Source organism: Acidovorax sp. GW821-FHT10E04 (assembly GCF_059415185.1).
In genome coordinates, this window is sequence record NZ_JBWKMT010000003.1 from 448,518 (window position 1) to 465,401 (window position 16,884).

The window sequence follows — 16,884 nt, forward strand, 5'->3', positions numbered from 1 at the left end:
GGTCATCACCGATCCCCCCGGGGGCCTGCCGGGCCTGCTGGTGGATACAATTTGTAAACACTCGCCCCACCGAACCACGAACCTCCGGAACGCTTGGTCTCGCACACAGGAGCCACCGCCACAGCGGGTGCAACGCCCATGACAAGAGGATCGGACCATCGCCCGGCACAGTGGCCACAGCGCATGGCGCTGGCCCTCCTTTGCAGCGGACTCTCCCACGCCATCGCGCAGGCGGACATCGCCCATCTGCCGCTGGAACAGCTCGTGCAGATGGAAGTCCGGACCGCCAGCCGGTACACGCAGACCACCCTGGAAGCACCCGCCCTGGTGAGCGTGGTGACCGCCGACGACATCCGGCTCTTCGGCTACCGCACGCTGGCCGAGGTGCTGGGCAGCATGCGCGGGCTGTATGTGTCGTACGACCGCTCCTACCACTACCTGGGCACGCGCGGCTTCGCCACGCCGGGCGACTACAACACCCGCGTGCTGCTGCTGGTCAATGGCGTGCGCTTCAATGACAACCTCTACGACCAGGCCACCATCGGCACCGACTTCCCGCTGGACCTGGACCTGGTGGACCGCGTGGAGTTCGTGCCGGGGCCGGGCTCCGCCGTCTATGGACCCAATGCGTTCTTCGGCGTGGTCAACGTCATCACGCGCGACGGCCGCCAGCTGGCCGGCCCGCAGCTGAGCGTGGCGGCCGGCAGCCACGGCAGCGCCAAGGCCCGCTTCTCGGTGGGAACCGTGGACGCACAGGGCGGGGACTGGCTGATCGCGCTGACGCGCGCGAGCAGCCGGGGCGCGGACCAGTACTTCGCCGCGTTCGACACGCCGGCCAGCAACCAGGGCGTCGCGCAGCGCCTGGATTTCGACCGCAGCACCCAGCTGTTCGCGCGGATGCAGCGCGACGGCCTGAGCCTCACCCTGGCGCACGGCGAGCGCAGCAAGGGCACGCCCACCGCGGCGTTCTCGCAGACCTTCAATGACCCGCGCTCGCGGTCCATCGACACCACCACCCGCGTCGCGGCCGAGTATGCGAGCCAGCTGCAGCCCTCCCTCGCGTTCACCGGGCGCGTCCACGCCGGGCACTACCGCTTCGTGGGCGACTACGCGTACGACTATCCGCCGCCCACGCTCAACCGCGACGTGGGCACCGGCCAATGGTGGGGCACGGAATGGCAGTGGGTGAGCACGGCCCTTGCACGCCACAAGCTCGCGTGGGGCGTCGACTACCGGCGCGACACCCGCATCCGGCAGCTCAATGCCGACGTGGATCCGCCCGTGCAATACCTGGATACCCGCCGCACGGGGAACGCGCTGGGCATCTATGTCCAGGACGAGTTCGCGCTGGCGCCCACGCTCACCCTGCACGCGGGCCTGCGGTGGGGCAAGCAGTCGGGCAGCGACGGCAGCTTCCATCCCCGGCTGGGCCTGGTGTACTGGTGGAACCCGGCCACGGCCGTCAAGCTGCTGCATGGCACGGCCTACCGGCCGCCCAACGCCTACGAGCGCGACTACCGGGTGGACCTGCCCGGCGGCATCGTCGATCTGGCGGGCCTGCGGCTCGAAAAGGTGCGCACCACGGAGCTGGCGCTGGAACACGCCCCCACCGGCACCACGCGCATGCTGTTGACGGCGTTCAGGTCCGAGGTGACCGACCTGATCTCGCTGGGGGACGCGGGCATCCCGGACAGGCTCAGGTTCAGCAACGCGCGGGGCGTGCGCGTGCATGGCATGGAGACCGAGGTGGAGCAGCGCTGGCAAGGAGGGTCGCGCCTGCGCGTGGCCTACGGGTGGCAGAAGGCGCGCGACGCGGGCGCACCCGAGACGCTGACCAACTCCCCCCGGCACCTGCTCAAGCTGCAGTGGTCGGACACGCTGGCGCTCGCGGCGCCGGGGCAGGGCAGGCCGGGGCAGTATGCCGTCGAGGCCATTGGCGTGGGCGCGCGCAGGACGCTCGCGAACGCGCGCCTGCCTGCGCACGTCCTGGCCAACCTCGTCTATACGAAGCGCCTGGGGGACGTGGATGTGTCGGTGGGCGTGTACAACGTCTTCAACCGCCGCCACGCGGACCCCGCCTCCTACGAAATCCGCGAAGACTCGATCCGGCAGGATGGACGGACCTACCGCGTCAAGCTCACCTACGGGTTCTGAGCCATGTCCCACGCCCTGCGCCTGCGCAACCTGCTGTGGGCCGGGCTGTGCGTGCTGTGCTGGGCGGGGGGCCTGGCGCATGCCACCAACCCCGTGGAGGAACCCGATCTCAAGGCCGCCTACATCTTCAACTTCATCCAGTTCATCGAATGGCCCGACAGCGACCTGGCCACCGACGGCGACTGGCCCCTGTGCATCTCTCCCTTCAGTCCGCTCAAGCGCGCCCTGACGGCCCTGGAGGGCAAGCCCGCCCGCAAGGGGCGGCCCATCCGGGTGAGGCTGCTGGAACTGGCCGAGCTGCGCCATTGCCGCGTGCTCATCCTGCACGGCGCCGACATCGAGCCGGTGCTGCGCGCGCTGCGGGCCCTGCCGCCCGCCCACGGCATCCTGACGGTGGCCGATGAGGACGCCGCAGGCAGCCCCGACATCATGATCACGCTCGGCCAGCAGAAGAACCGCATCGTGTTCGCCATCAACACCGATGCCACCGCGCGCGCGGGCCTGTCCGTGAGTTCCCGACTGCTGCGGCTGGCCAGGGCGGCCAGATGATGACGATGATGACGAAGAAGAATCAGGAAAAAACGAAGGCGCCCGCCATGCCGCAGGCCCCCGCGCAGGAGCCGGGGGCCGCGCAGCCCCTGCCGTCGTCGCGGCTCGTGGCCACCGGCCTCCTGGCCGCGGGCCTGGCGCTGCTGACGGTGGTGCTGGCGCTCACGGGCGTGGACTACTGGAGCACGCGGCAGTCCATGCTGCAGGACAGCCGGGTGGAGGCGGCGATCGTGGCCGACAACATCTCGGCCGCGGTGATGTTCCAGGATGCGCACACGGCCAGCGAGATGCTGGGGGCGCTGAAGGCGTCGCCGATGGTGCTGGGCGCGGACGTCTACGACCGGCAGGGCCGGCTGCTGGCCCACTACGCACGCGACGCGGACCAGGCTTTTCCCGCCACGCTGCCGGCCGCGGGCATGGCCGGTGTGGCCGAGCGCGCGGGGCTGCGCGTGCTGGAGATCGCACGGCCCGTGGAGATGGGCGGCGTGGTGTCGGGCACGCTGTACTTTCGCAAGTCCATGAGCGCGGTGTACGCCCGCCTGGCCATCCGCTTCGTCAGCGCGCTGCTGATCGCGGGGTGCGTGATGGCCCTGGCGGCCGCGATGGTGCTGCGCAGCCAGGCGGCCGTGCGCAACGCCGAAAACCGCCTGCACACGCTCGCCCACACCGACGCGGTCACCGGCACCGGAAACCGGCACGCGTTCAACGAACGCCTGGCCGCCGAGATCGAGCGCGCGCGTGGCCTGGGCTCCCGCGTCGCCCTGGTCTACATCGACCTGGACAACTTCAAGACCCTCAACGACACCTTCGGGCACGCGGCCGGGGACGGCCTCCTGCGCCAGGTGGCCCGGCGCCTGCAGTCCGTGGTGCGCGCCGCCGACGCGATCTCGCGCCTGGGCGGCGACGAGTTCGCCGTGATCCTGCGGCTGGACATGGACGACGCGGCACTGAACACCTACGGCCAGCGCATCGTGGGCGTCTTTCGCCCCACCTTCACCGAAGTGGGCCAGCAGGTGACCATGACCTGCAGCGCCGGGATCGCCATCTTTCCAGACGATGCGGCGGACATGGACAGCCTCGTGAGCAACGCCGACACGGCCATGTACCGGGCCAAGGACATGGGCAAGAACCGGTGCGTGCGGTTTGACGCGTCGATGAACCTGGCGGTGGTCCGCCGCCAGGCCATCGAGCATGCGCTGCGCGCCGCGCTCGACCAGGGCGAGGGCATCGCGCTGCACTATCAGCCCCTGTTCGCCGCCGCCGGCAAGGCGCTGGTGGGCGCGGAGGCGCTGCTGCGCTGGTCGCACCCGGAGCTGGGCCATGTCCCGCCGCTGGAGGCCGTGATGGTGGCGGAGGACTGCGGCCTCATCGTCCCGCTGGGCTACTGGGTGATGCGCACCGCCTGCCGCGATGCCGCCCGGTGGCAGGCCGGCGGGCCCCTGCGGGTATCGGTCAACATCTCGGCGCGGCAGCTGGGCGATGCGCAGTTCCTCGAACGCGTGATGGACATCCTGCGCGAGGAAGGCCTGCCCGCCCACCTGCTGGAGATCGAGCTCACGGAAACCGTGCTCATGGACAACATGGAAGCGGGCGCGCACACGCTGCACCGCCTGAGCCAGCTGGGCATCCACCTGGCCATCGACGACTTCGGCACCGGCTATTCGTCGCTGGCCTACCTGCGGCAGCTGCCGATGCGCCGCCTCAAGATCGACCGCAGCTTCGTCAAGGACCTGCCCGGCCACGAACACAGCCGCACCATCGTCAACGCCATCGTGGCCCTGGCCCATGGCCTGGGGCTGCAGATCACGGCCGAAGGGGTGGAAACGCCGGAACAGGCCGACTACCTGGTGCACCAGGGCTGCGACGTGCTGCAGGGCTACCTGTTTGCGCGGCCGATGCCGGTGGAGCAGTTTCAGGCACTGCTGCAGGAAGGCACCACGCGCCGCGCCTAGCCGCCCAGGTCACGATGCCCCGTGGTAGCACGGCGCCACCTCGCGCACCTCGATGGTGGCCCATTCGGCGGCCGGGCATTCGCGGGCGATGGCCACGGCCTCGTCGCGCGTGGCGCAGTCGAGCAGGAAGAAGCCGCCCACCATTTCCTTCGTCTCGGCGAACGGCCCATCCACCAGCCGGGACTGCCCTTCGCGCACCTGCAGGCGCACGGCCTGGTCGGTGGACGCCAGCGACTCGGTGGCGCGCAGCAGGCCCCGGGCCTTCAGGCCCTCGCCAAAGCGCAGCATGCGGGCATACGCCTCCTGGCCTCCCGCCAGCCCGCGCTCGGCCCGCTGGCCGTGGGGTTCCATGATGAGCAGCATGTAGGGCATGAGAGGGTCTCCTGGCGAAGCGAGAGGGGAGGGGGGCAAAGCGAAAGGCGCCATCCTACCAGCCGCCTTTACTACTGTTTTTATAGCTATCAGCGCTTATCCATCAAGCGCTGGCGGCACTTTTCATCAAAGCCTTGCGCAGCGCAGCAAGCCTGTGCTATCTTCAGGCCTCTATGCAACGCAGCATGCTCCTACCCACCCTATCGCTAGGCCTACTAGTGCCTGGCCGGGGTCTGCCTGCGTTCGCCACCGTTGCCTGATCCGCTCAGCGCAACACCTGATCTCCCCCTGACCCCGGCCCGCGAACCAGCCTTTGCACACGCAAAGGGCTGCAGGGGATGTCACACGTTTTGTTTTCTTCATTCATTTCGTCTGACCCGTGCACCGCGCATTCTTCTTTTCAGCGCACCGCACACACCGTTCGTGGAGCCTCTCATGATTGCCAAGCCCGCCACCAAGTACCAGCCCATCGCCCCGGTCGCGTTGACCGACCGCCAGTGGCCCACCCGCAGCATCACCCGCGCGCCCGTGTGGCTCTCCACCGACCTGCGCGACGGCAACCAGGCGCTGTTCGAGCCGATGAACGGCGAGCGCAAGATGAAGCTCTTCCAGGAGCTGGTGCGCATCGGCTTCAAGGAGATCGAGGTCGGCTTTCCGGCCGCGTCGCAGACCGATTTCGACTTCGTGCGCCGCCTCATCGACGAAAACCTCATCCCCGATGACGTGACCATCATGGTCATGACCCAGTCGCGCGAGGACCTGATCGCGCGCACGGTGGAGGCCGTGAAGGGCGCGCCCCGCGCCATCGTGCACCTGTACAACGCCACGGCGCCTGCCTGGCGGCGCATCGTGTTCGGCATGAACGTGACGCAGGTGATGCAGCTCATCGCGCACCATGTGGGCTACCTCAAGCAGCTCACCGACGCGCAGCCCGCCACAGCGTGGACGCTGCAGTACTCGCCCGAGACCTTCAGCGCCACCGAGCTCGACGTGTCGCTCAAGGCCTGCCAGACCGCCATCGCGGCCTGGAACGCGGGCCCCGGCCGCCCCATCATCATCAACCTGCCCACCACGGTGGAGAACGCCACGCCCAACGTGTTCGCCGACCAGATCGAATGGATGGACCGGCGCCTCGCCCCCCGCGAGCACATCGTGCTCTCGGTGCACCCGCACAACGACCGCGGCACCGGCGTGGCCGCGGCGGAGCTGGCGATGATGGCCGGCGCCGACCGCGTGGAAGGCTGCCTCTTCGGCAACGGCGAGCGCTGCGGCAACGTGGACATCGTGACCTTGGCGCTCAACATGTACACGCAGGGCGTGCACCCGAACCTCGACTTCTCGGACATCACCTCGGTGGCGCGCATCGCGGAGGAATGCACCTCGCTGCCGGTGCACCCGCGCCACCCCTACGCGGGCGACCTGGTGTTCACCGCGTTCTCGGGCTCGCACCAGGATGCGATCAAGAAGGGCTTTGCGGCGCAGGACCCGAACGCGCTGTGGGAAGTGCCGTACTTGCCCATCGACCCCGCGGACCTGGGCCGCACGTACGACAGCGTGATCCGCGTGAACAGCCAGTCGGGCAAGGGCGGCATCGCGTTCTTGCTGGAGCGCGAACACGGCGTGGTGATGCCGCGCCGCATGCAGGTCGAATTCAGCGCCGTGGTGCAGCGCCAGACGGACGCGAGCGAAGGCGAGATGAGCGGCGAGGCACTGTGGGACCTGTTCCAGGCCACCTACCTGCGCGCCCCGGCCCAGGCGGCCATCATCTGCCACAGCCACCGGCTCGATGAAGACGGGCAGGGCATCGAGCTCGACGTCACCATCGACGGCATGCGCCAGCATTTGCGCGGCCAGGGCAACGGGCCGATCGCCGCCACGGTGGATGCGCTGGGCCTGCCGCTGCGCGTGGACCACTACGAAGAGCGCGCCACCGGCACGGGAGCCCACGCCCAGGCGCTGGCCATCGTGGAGGCCGCGATGGAGGGCGTGGCCGGCTCCACCTTCGGCGCGGGCATGAGCCACAACATCGTGACGGCGTCGGTGTTGGCCATCGTGAGCGTGGCCAACCGGCTGGCCGAGCGGCGCCAGGGCGTGGCCGCCACGGCGGCGGTGTGACCCCGCCGCTGTTGTAAAAAAGATAGCTGCCAGCGCTTTACCACCAAGCGCTGGCGGCATTTTGGCCAATAGCCCCAGGCCATGGACGGAGTCCGCGCAGGCGCCGGGGCCTATCCGTTACCCTTCGGGCCATGCGCGTTGTTTTTCACAGACTGGCCTTGGCCGCCTGCACCGCCGCCCTGCTGGCGCTGGGCGGCTGCGGCACCTCGCGGCCCCCGTCGCCTTCTTCGTCAGCCCCGGTACGCACCACCCCACCCCTGACCGCGGAGCAGGCGCACGACATCGCCATCCACGCGCTCGGCCTGGTGGGCACGCCGTACCGCTACGGCGGCAACACGCCCGATGCGGGCTTTGATTGCAGCGGGCTGATCGGCTATGTGTACCGCAACCAGGTGGGCACCCCGCCACCCCGCACGGTGGCGCAGCTCAACAACTGGGGCTACCCCATCGACGGCAGCGAGCTGCGCGCCGGAGACCTCGTGGTGTTCGGCACGGGCCGTCAGCCCAACCATGCGGGCATCTACGTGGGGGAAGGGCGCTTCGTGCACGCGCCGTCCACCGGCGGCACGGTGCGGCTCGACCAGCTGCAGTCGCGGCACTGGTCGCGGCAGAATGCGGCGTTCCGGCGGCCGTAGCGGCTCCCCCTGAGTCGCCTTCGGCGCCTTCCCCCTGAGGGGGACGACGCCCTTGCTGCGGGGCGGCCCTTGCTCGGCGTCCCTCGCCCGGGACGCGCCAGTTGCAGGCAGTGTGACCACATCGTCGGCCAGCCGATGGCCCCGCCCGCGCGACAATCAGGGCCACCATGACCCACGCACACCGCTCCGCCACCCCGATCTCCACCCACGACACGACACGCATCGACGACACGCGCATCAAGGCCGTGCGCCCGCTCATCACGCCTGCGCTGCTGCAGGAGTGGCTGCCCACGCCCGACGCCGCGCAGACCCTGGTGGAAACCAGCCGTGCCGCCATCTCGCGCGTGCTGCACGGCCAGGACGACCGGCTCATCGTGGTGGTGGGCCCCTGCTCCATCCACGACCACGACCAGGCGATGGACTACGCGCGCCAGCTGAAGATCCAGGCCGACGCGCTGCAGGCCGACCTGCTGGTCGTGATGCGCGTCTACTTTGAAAAACCCCGCACCACCGTGGGCTGGAAGGGCTACATCAACGACCCCCGCCTGGATGGCAGCTTCGCCATCAACGAGGGGCTGGAGCTGGCGCGCCAGCTGCTGCTGGACGTGCTGGCCACGGGCCTGCCGGTGGGCACCGAGTTCCTGGACCTGCTCTCGCCGCAGTTCATCAGCGACCTGGTGAGCTGGGGCGCCATCGGCGCGCGCACCACCGAGAGCCAGAGCCACCGCCAGCTGGCCAGCGGCCTCTCGTGCCCCGTGGGCTTCAAGAACGGCACCGACGGCGGCGTGAAGGTGGCCAGCGACGCCATCCAGGCCGCGCAGGCGTCGCACGCCTTCATGGGCATGACCAAGATGGGCCAGGCCGCGATCTTCGAGACGCGCGGCAACCAGGACTGCCACGTGATCCTGCGCGGCGGCAAGCAGCCCAACTACAGCGCGGCCGATGTGGATGCCGCCTGTGCCATGCTCCAGGCGGCGGGCCTGCGCGAGCAGGTGATGATCGACGTGAGCCACGCCAACAGCAGCAAGCAGCACCAGCGCCAGATCACCGTGGCGGACGACGTCGCCCGGCAGATCGCCGCGGGCGACCGGCGCATCACCGGCCTCATGATCGAGAGCCACCTGCAGGAAGGCCGCCAGGACATCGTGCCCGGCCAGCCGCTCGCGCCCGGCGTGTCGGTGACCGATGCCTGCATCAGCTTCGCGCAGACGGTGCCGGTGCTGGAAGGCCTGGCCGCCGCCGTGCGCGCGCGGCGCGCACGCGCCTGACCGACCCGCCGGCCCGGCGCTCTCTCTGCAGCGGGCCACGGCAGCTACCGTGGCGCCACGGTGGCGTCGATGTTGCGGGCCGTGGCCAGCAGGGTGGCGCACAGCGTTTCCTTGCCATCCGCATCCACAGCGAACACATCGGACGCGCACACCGTGAGCAGCCGCGCCGCGTCGATGACGCGCCCGCGCGCCCGCAGGCACACGCCCCGTGCGGGGGCCACGAGTTTCACGGTGGCGTCCACCGTGGCATTCACCCAGCCCGGCGGCAGCACGCTGCCGGCCGCGCCCACGGCGGCGAAGTCGGCCACGGCAAACACGGCGGTGGCCTGCAGCTGGCCGGGGCGAAAGCAGAAGGCGTCGCTCACCGGAATCTCCACCTCCACCGCGCCCGGCTCGGCGCGCACGAAGCGCAGGCCCAGCGTGCGCGCCATGGGCATGGCCAGCACCAGGGACCGAAGATGGTCCATGGGCGCGGCGGCGGAATGTGCGGACAAAGAGGTCATGGTGCTTTCCTTGCGGAGGTGGTGGATGGACGGGTGCGGGCCGATGGGGGTGGCGTGGCGAGGGGCCGCACGCGCGGCCAGGGCGCCGGTGGCGCCGACGCGGCGGCACGCGGCCTTGCCTGCTGCGCCTGCAGCCAGGCCTGGTGCTCCAGCACGCGCTGCTTCTGGGCCCGCAGCGCATCGATCTGCTCGTCCAGCGCCTGCGCGCGCTCCTGCAGGGCCTGCACCATGGTCTCGGTGCGCAGGGTGCCTGCCCGGTAGGCGCCCAGGCGCAGGGCGATCTGCGGCAGGGTGAAGCCAAGCTGGCGCGACATGGCGATGAACACGACCTCGCGCTGCATGCGCGGTGGATAGTCGCGGTAGCCATTGGCCCGCCGGCGCGGCTGCAGGAGCCCCAGCCGCTCATAGTGGCGCAGGGCGTGGACGGAAACCGAGGTGCGTTGCGCGAGTTCGGATATCTGCATGGCACGCAGCCTAGCAAGCATGGCGCTGCGCGAAGGTTGCCGGGGCGACTGGCGGCGTTCTGGGGCAAACCCGCATGGTGGTGACCGCTCGGTCCGGCGCTCTGCGGTGTAGGATTCACGTTTCAGGGGGCAGCGCGAGCGCGTGCTTCTTCTGCCCGCACCCCGTCCGGTTCTTTTCTTGCCGCCCGACCCCTTTGACGACGACGCTGTTCCAGTTCTTGCGCAACAAGCTCCAGGCCCCCCGGGCGCTGGAACTGGGGTGCGCGCCAGCGGGCACAGCCAACGCCACAGCGGCCTGACCATGCCGCCAGCCCACGCACCCGAAGAGGCAGCGCGGCTCACGGCACTGCAGTCCTACGCGATCCTCGACACCCCCGCGGAAGAAGGCTTCGACCAGCTGGCCACGCTGGCCGCACGGGTGTGCGGCTGCCCCATCGCCGTGGTCAATTTTCTCGACAGCGAGCGCCAGTGGTTCAAGGCGGCGGTCGGCATTCCCTTCCAGCAGACCGAGCGCGCCATCGCGTTCTGTGCCCAGGCACTGGACGGCGGCCGCGAACCGGTGGTGGTGCCCGACGTCACGCTCCACCCCGTGTTCGCCAGCAATCCCCTGGTGCTGGGCGAACCCCATGTCCGCTTCTACGCCTGCGTGCCGCTGGTGACGCCCGAGGGGTTCACCCTGGGCACCCTCGCGGTGGTGGACACCGTGCCCCGCACGCTGGAGGAAGGGCAGATCGAGGCCCTCACGATCCTCGCGGGCCAGGCCATGGTGCAGCTGGAGCTGCGCCGCCAGAAAAGGCTGCTGGCCCAGCTCGTGCGGGAGCGCGACCAGATGCATGCCGAGATGGTCGCGCAGGGCGAGGCACAGCGCGTGGCGGGGCGGATCGCCCGCGTGGGCGGCTGGACGGTCGAACTGCCCGGGATGCAGCTCGTGTGGTCGCAGGAGATCGCGGCCGCCTATGGGCTCCACCACCGCGTGGGCGAGCTGGCGCAGGTCCTGCAGCTGTACACGCCGCCCTACCGGCCGCAGATGCAAAAGGCGTTCGATGACTGCCGGCACCACGGCACGCCCTTTGACGTGGAAGCCGAGGTGGACATGCCGGGCGGCAGGCGCTTCTGGGTGCGCACCGCCGGGCAGGCGGCGCGCGATGCCGGGGGACGCATCGTCCGCATCCAGGGGGCCTTCCAGGACATCACGGCCCAGCACCTGGCCCAGGAGGCGCGCCGTGAAAGCGAGGAGCGCTTTCACCTCGTCTCGCGCGCCACGGCCGATGCCGTCTGGGACTGGAACCTGGACACCGACCTCATGTGGTGGAACGAAGGCATGCAGAACCTGTTCGGCGTGCCGCTCGACCAGCTGCCGCCCGACAGCACCTCGTGGACGCTGCGGCTGCATCCCGAAGACAGCGAGGAAATCCTCCGGGGCCTCCACGCGGCCATTGGCGGCACGGACAACCACTGGTCCGCCGAATACCGCTTCCGGCGCCAGGACGGCAGCTATGCCTGGGTGCTGGACCGGGGCTTCCTGATCCGCGACGCCGAAGGCAAGGCCGTGCGCATGGTGGGCGGCATGACCGACATCAGCGCGCAGAAGCTGACCGAACTCGATGCCCAGCGCGATGCGCAGAACCATGCGGAGCTGCTGCAGGTGCAGCAGCGCATCTCGTCGCTGGACATGCCCCTGCCCGAGGTGCTCCAGCTCGTGGCCGACACCGTGCTGCGCCAGACGCTGGCGCGCGGGGCGCTGGTGGAGCTGTTGCAGGGCCGCCAGCTGGTGGCGCAGGCATCGGCGGGCGACCACGTGCGGCCCGTGGGCCACATGCTGGCGGCCGACCAGAGCCTGCTGTGGCCCGCCCTGCGCGAAGGGCGCACCGTGGTGTGCAATGACACCGAGGCCGAGGGCTGGGACATGGTTTCGCTGCCCCACCGGCACGGCGTGCGCTCCGTGATGGCGGTGCCGCTGCGCACCGCCGAGGGCGTGGTGGGCTCGCTCAAGGTCGTTTCGGACAAGGCCCACGCGTTTTCGCGGCGCGACGTCGCGCACCTGGAGATCCTCACCGAATCCCTGGGCGCGATGGTGCAGCTGCGGCATGTGGCGGGGCAGCTGCGGGCATCGGAGCAGCAGTACCGCATGCTGTTCGACGAGCACCCCCATCCGATGTGGGTGTACGACAGGGAAACGCTGCGCCTGCAGGCCGTGAACCAGTCGATGGAGACGCACTACGGCTATGCCGAAGCCGAGCTGCTGGGGATGGACATGACGGACCTGTGGCCGGCGGAGCGCCGCGCCAGCATCCGGGCCACCATCAACGCGATTGCGATGGACCAGCGCAACAAGCCGGTCATCAGCCGCCACGTCAAGAAGGACGGCACGTTCATGGACGTGGAAATCACGGCGGGCAGCATCAGCTTCAACGGCCGCCCCGCGCGCCAGGTGCTGGCCACCGACGTGACCGAGCGCCTGCGCACCGAACGCGAACTGGCCCGCATGGGCCGCGCGCAGCGCCTCTTGAGCGCCTGCAACGAAACCCTCGTGCGCGCCACGTCCGAGACCGCGCTGCTGCAGGCGATCTGCCACATCGCCGTGGACATCGGCGGCTACCGCATGGGATGGGTGGGCTTCGCGCTGGACGACGAACGCAAGTCCATCCAGCCCGTGGCCCACGCGGGCCACAACCAGAACTACCTGGAGAACCTGCACCTGTCCTGGTCGGCCGAGGACCGCTACGGCCGGGGTCCCGCGGGCATGGCCGTGCGCTCGGGCAAGCCGGTGATCGTGCAGGACATCCGCGCCGAGGGCGATTTTGCCGACTGGACCGAGCGCATGCTGGACAACGGCTTTCACGGCGTGATCTGCCTGCCGCTGCGCGACCGCGATCGCACCTTCGGCCTGCTGTACCTGTATGCGCCGGACATCCTGCAGATCAGCCCCGAAGAGGCGGCCCTGCTGCAGGAGCTCTCCAACGACCTGGCCTTTGGCATCACCAGCCTGCGCGCGCAGAAGGCGCAGCAGCGGCTGCAGGCCTCGGTGCTCAAGGTGGCGGCCGCCGTGTCGGCGAGCACGGGCACGGAGTTTTTCGTGCAGCTGGTGCGCAACATGGCCGATGCGCTGGGGGCCCAGGGCGGCTGCGTGGTGCGGCTGCTGCCACCGGTGGAGGGGCAGGCCCCGCGGGTGGTCACGCTCGCGGCGGTGCTCGATGGCCAGATGCTGCCCAACGACGAATACACCCTGGAAGGCACGCCCAGCCTCATGCTGCTGTCGCAGCGCGCGTATGTGGTGACCGAGAAGGTGCAGCAGCTGCACCCCGAGGCGCCCATGCTGCGCCATGTGGGCGCGCAGGGCTATGCGGGCCAGCAGCTGTGCAATGCCGATGGCGAGGTGGTGGGCATCGTGTTCGTGCTGTTCCGCCAGCCCATCGCCGAGACGGACTTCATCACCTCCACGCTGCAGATCTTTGCCGCGCGCGCCTCGTCCGAGATCGACCGGCAGCTGGCGGATGCCCGCATCCGCCACCAGGCCTCGCTGCTGGACAAGGCGCAGGACGCGATCCTGGTGCGCGACCTGGAGCACCGCATCATCTTCTGGAACAAAAGCGCCGAGCGCCTGTATGGCTGGTCGCAGCTGCAGGCGCTGGGCCAGTCCATCGAAACGCTGCTCTACGACGACCCCACCCATTTCCGCCACGCCACGCGCACGGTGCTGGAGCAGGGCGAGTGGACGGGCGAGATCGTGCAGCGCCACCGCGACGGCAGCACCATCGAGGTCGAGGGCCGCTGGACCCTGGTGCGCGGCGACAGCGGCCAGCCGCAGTCCATCCTGGCCATCAACACCGACATCCGCCAGCGCAAGGCCAACGAGCGCGAGATCCAGCGCCTGGCGTTCTACGACGCGCTCACCGGCCTGCCCAACCGCATGCTGCTGATGGACCGCATGGGCCATGCGCTGGCCAACGCCCACCGGCGCCTGCAGGGCGGTGCGCTGCTGTTCATCGACCTGGACAACTTCAAGACCCTGAACGACACCCTGGGCCACGACCAGGGCGACCTGCTGCTGCAACAGGTGGCGCAGCGCCTGAACACCTGCGTGCGCAGCGTGGACACGGTGGCCCGGCTGGGCGGCGACGAGTTCGTGGTGATGCTCGAGGAGCTCAGCCCCAGGCCACACGAACTGGCCCTGCACGCACGCAGCGTGGGCGAGAAGATCCTCACCATGCTGGCCGTGCCCTACGCGCTGGCAGGGTACCAGTACCGCAGCACGCCCAGCATCGGCATCGCGCCGTTCACGGGCGAGCAGACCAGCGTGGGCGAGCTGCTCAAGCAGGCGGACCTGGCCATGTACCAGGCCAAGACGGCGGGGCGCAACACGCTGCGCTTCTTCGACCCCGACATGCAGGCCGTGGTGACCGCCCGCGCCGGGCTGGAGACCGACCTGCGCGCCGCGCTCGCGCAGGAGGAATTCCTGCTGCACTTCCAGCCGCAGATGCACCTGTCCGGCCGCTGCGTGGGGGTGGAGGCGCTCGTGCGCTGGGCCCACCCGCAGCGCGGCATGGTGCCGCCCGCGCAGTTCATCCCGCTGGCCGAGGAGACGGGCCTCATCCTGCCCCTGGGCCGCTGGGTGCTGCACACGGCCTGCAAGCTGCTGGCCAGCTGGCAGGACGACCCGGCCCTGGCCCACCTGACCATGGCGGTGAACGTGAGCTCGCGCCAGTTCCGCCACGCCAGCTTCGTGGACGACGTGGCCCGCGTGCTGGCCATCACCGGCGCGCCGGCGCATCTGCTCAAGCTGGAGCTGACCGAAAGCCTGCTGGTGGAAGACATGGAAACCACCATCGCCACGATGGCCGCGCTGCGCTCCTATGGCGTGGGCTTCTCGCTGGACGACTTCGGCACCGGCTATTCCAGCCTGAGCTACCTGAAGCGCATGCCGCTGGACCAGCTCAAGATCGACCAGAGCTTTGTGCGCGACCTGCTGACCGACCCCAACGACGCGGCCATCGTGGACACCATCATCGGCCTGTCGCGCAGCCTGGGCCTGGAAGTCATCGCCGAAGGGGTGGAAACCCCCGAGCAACGCGAGCTGCTGGCCCGCGCGGGCTGCCTGCACTACCAGGGCTACCTCTTCAGCCGACCCCTCTCCGCGGACGTTCTGGGGGCCTTCCTGCGGTCCTGCGCCGCGTAGCGAGCTTCCGCCGGCCCGTCTTCGGGATTCAGTCCCCACCCGCGGCGGATCGCCGCGCCCCTGCCTTCGCCCTCCTTTGCGTGCACCGGTCCGTCCGCAAGGCCCCACAAGGTGTTGCCGCGGCACCGCGTGCCCGGCGCGGGAAGTTCTCCCCTGTCTTCTTCTTATGTTTTCTATAAATACATAGTCGTAGTAGTAGAAGGCGGCCCAGGATGTGGACAACTGCCTTTTCCCTCGCCGTGGCGCGCACTTGCACGCCGCCCAACCCTGTGCACCGATCCCTCTTTCCGATGTCGCGCGAAAGGGGACAAAACACGGCCACGGCCTTTTTCTGTGGATAACCAGGCGGTTGTGCCAAAACTATCCCCAGTTTTACGCACTGAACATTCCCACAGAGAGGATTGGCATTGAAATGGCATGAAGCGCTGATGGAAGAAGCGCCAACAGCTACTCAATTGATAGCAAATGAGAAATATAAAGGCCCCCCAGGCGGTGGCGGTAAGGAACCTGCGGGCTGGCGCGGAGCCCTGTCCGCTCGGCGCCGGCCGCCTCATCGCGAGCCGCCGTGTGGACCGGTGCCGGGGGCTCGGCCCCACGGGCGTTGGGGGCACGAAAAAGAGGTTCTGGTTATTCTTTTATGGTTCTATATATAAATAGCAGTAGTAGTAGAGCACCCCATTTTTTGTGGACAAGGGGTTTTTTTCCAATGCTGGCGCGGGGTTGCGTGGCCGCAAACTCTGTGCGGCGGGCGGCGCAAAGTCCGGGGCTCACAGACAACAACTTCGGCGCAGCGCCTTCTTCTGTGGATAACCAGCAGGTTGTGCCACAACTGCCCCCAGGGTTATCCACAAACGCCGTCCAAGGCGACCGCCTGCGTGGCCGCAAAGCACAAAGCCCGGGGTCCAGTCAGGACCCCGGGCTTGGGGAGCACGGGAAGAAAAAGTAAAAGGCAGCGCCGGCTGCACGCCGGAGACCCGTCCCCAGGGCCGCCGCCCCGCAGGGCGTGCGGGGGCGGTGGGGGTTGGGTGGGGCGTTACTTCGCCGGTGCGGCGGGCGATGGATGGCCCTCGCCGCCGCGCATGCCGCCGCCGCCGTGGTGGTGGTCGCGCATGCGCTGGTGGCCGCGGTGCGCCTGCGCATCGAAGGTCTTCTGCTGGTCTGGCGTCAGGGCGGCGTAGAAGGTCTTGGTGGCCTCGCCCCGGCGGTCGGCCTCGGCGGCGTGCTGGGCGCGCAGGGCCCGCATGCGGTCGATGCGTTCGGGCGTGGTGAGCTTGTCCATGTCCTTGCGGTCCAGGCGGGCAGTGCGTTCCCCAGGCTGCATCGCGGTGCTGAAGGCCGTCCAGGCGGGTTCCTGGGCGGCGCTCAGCTTGAGCTGGTCCTTCAGGGCGGCCATGCGCTTGGCCATGTGGGCCTGGTGGCGCGCATGGTGCTCGTGGCGGTCACCCCCTGCCTTGTGGCGGCCTTCGGTGGTTGCGGTGGCACCCGTTGCAGGCGGGGCGGCTGGAGGTTGCTGGGCCAGGACCGGCAGGGCCAGTGCAGCGAGAACAGCGGTGGCGGCCAGGCGGTGTTGGAATCTGAAAACCATGGTGTGAGTCCTTTCACAGGGTTGGGAACTCGCCAGGACGACCGTTCCGGCGATTGAGGGCCAGTGTCCGCCCCGCATGTATCGCCGCCATACCGGTTGGGTGAGGCTGTG

At 69.3% G+C, this 16,884-nt stretch carries 11 protein-coding genes; 7 read left to right on the forward strand and 4 right to left on the reverse strand.

Going from position 1 to position 16,884, the window contains the following annotated elements:
• The first annotated feature begins 138 nt into the window (after positions 1-138).
• Genes AC07OC_RS11415 through AC07OC_RS11425 form a run of 3 tightly spaced genes read left to right on the forward strand, consistent with a single transcriptional unit; the run spans position 139 to position 4,655 of the window.
• A complete protein-coding gene (locus tag AC07OC_RS11415; protein ID WP_255590944.1) occupies positions 139-2,154 on the forward strand; it encodes a TonB-dependent receptor plug domain-containing protein in 2,016 nt (671 codons plus the stop codon).
• A 3-nt stretch (positions 2,155-2,157) separates the two neighbouring features.
• Positions 2,158-2,703 carry a YfiR family protein gene (locus AC07OC_RS11420; protein ID WP_218296383.1) on the forward strand — a complete coding sequence of 182 codons (546 nt, stop codon included), beginning with the start codon at positions 2,158-2,160 and terminating at the stop codon, positions 2,701-2,703.
• A gap of 8 nt (positions 2,704-2,711) precedes the next feature.
• Positions 2,712-4,655, forward strand: a complete 1,944-nt coding sequence (locus AC07OC_RS11425; protein ID WP_255590943.1) for a putative bifunctional diguanylate cyclase/phosphodiesterase — start codon at positions 2,712-2,714, stop codon at positions 4,653-4,655.
• A gap of 9 nt (positions 4,656-4,664) precedes the next feature.
• On the opposite strand, the gene AC07OC_RS11430 is transcribed toward AC07OC_RS11425, so the two are convergent.
• A complete protein-coding gene (locus AC07OC_RS11430) occupies positions 4,665-5,027 on the reverse strand; it encodes a YciI family protein (RefSeq protein ID WP_218296384.1) in 363 nt (120 codons plus the stop codon).
• A gap of 435 nt (positions 5,028-5,462) precedes the next feature.
• Between AC07OC_RS11430 and leuA the strand changes: the two genes are divergently transcribed.
• The 3 genes from leuA (at position 5,463) to AC07OC_RS11445 (ending at position 9,045) form a co-directional block, all read left to right on the forward strand.
• Positions 5,463-7,142, forward strand: coding sequence for a 2-isopropylmalate synthase (gene leuA, locus AC07OC_RS11435; RefSeq protein WP_218339318.1), 1,680 nt, complete (start codon positions 5,463-5,465; stop codon positions 7,140-7,142).
• 131 nt (positions 7,143-7,273) lie between these two features.
• A complete protein-coding gene (locus AC07OC_RS11440; protein WP_218339317.1) occupies positions 7,274-7,777 on the forward strand; it encodes a C40 family peptidase in 504 nt (167 codons plus the stop codon).
• A 167-nt stretch (positions 7,778-7,944) separates the two neighbouring features.
• Positions 7,945-9,045, forward strand: a complete 1,101-nt coding sequence (locus tag AC07OC_RS11445) for a 3-deoxy-7-phosphoheptulonate synthase (protein WP_218339316.1) — start codon at positions 7,945-7,947, stop codon at positions 9,043-9,045.
• A gap of 44 nt (positions 9,046-9,089) precedes the next feature.
• Here the strand turns inward: AC07OC_RS11445 and AC07OC_RS11450 are convergent, their stop codons facing one another.
• Complete coding sequence (locus AC07OC_RS11450; RefSeq protein ID WP_370627748.1) at positions 9,090-9,548, reverse strand: PaaI family thioesterase; 459 nt, start codon at positions 9,546-9,548, stop codon at positions 9,090-9,092.
• The gene (locus AC07OC_RS11455; RefSeq protein WP_218339315.1) at positions 9,545-10,012 is read right to left on the reverse strand and encodes a MerR family DNA-binding transcriptional regulator; all 468 of its coding nucleotides are present in this window, start codon (positions 10,010-10,012) and stop codon (positions 9,545-9,547) included. The genes AC07OC_RS11450 and AC07OC_RS11455 overlap by 4 nt, the downstream gene beginning before the upstream one ends.
• Before the next feature lie 301 nt (positions 10,013-10,313).
• Between AC07OC_RS11455 and AC07OC_RS11460 the strand changes: the two genes are divergently transcribed.
• A complete protein-coding gene (locus AC07OC_RS11460; protein ID WP_218339314.1) occupies positions 10,314-15,188 on the forward strand; it encodes an EAL domain-containing protein in 4,875 nt (1,624 codons plus the stop codon).
• 1,033 nt (positions 15,189-16,221) lie between these two features.
• On the opposite strand, the gene AC07OC_RS11465 is transcribed toward AC07OC_RS11460, so the two are convergent.
• Positions 16,222-16,773, reverse strand: coding sequence for a Spy/CpxP family protein refolding chaperone (locus tag AC07OC_RS11465; RefSeq protein ID WP_218339313.1), 552 nt, complete (start codon positions 16,771-16,773; stop codon positions 16,222-16,224).
• Positions 16,774-16,884: the final 111 nt, after the last annotated feature.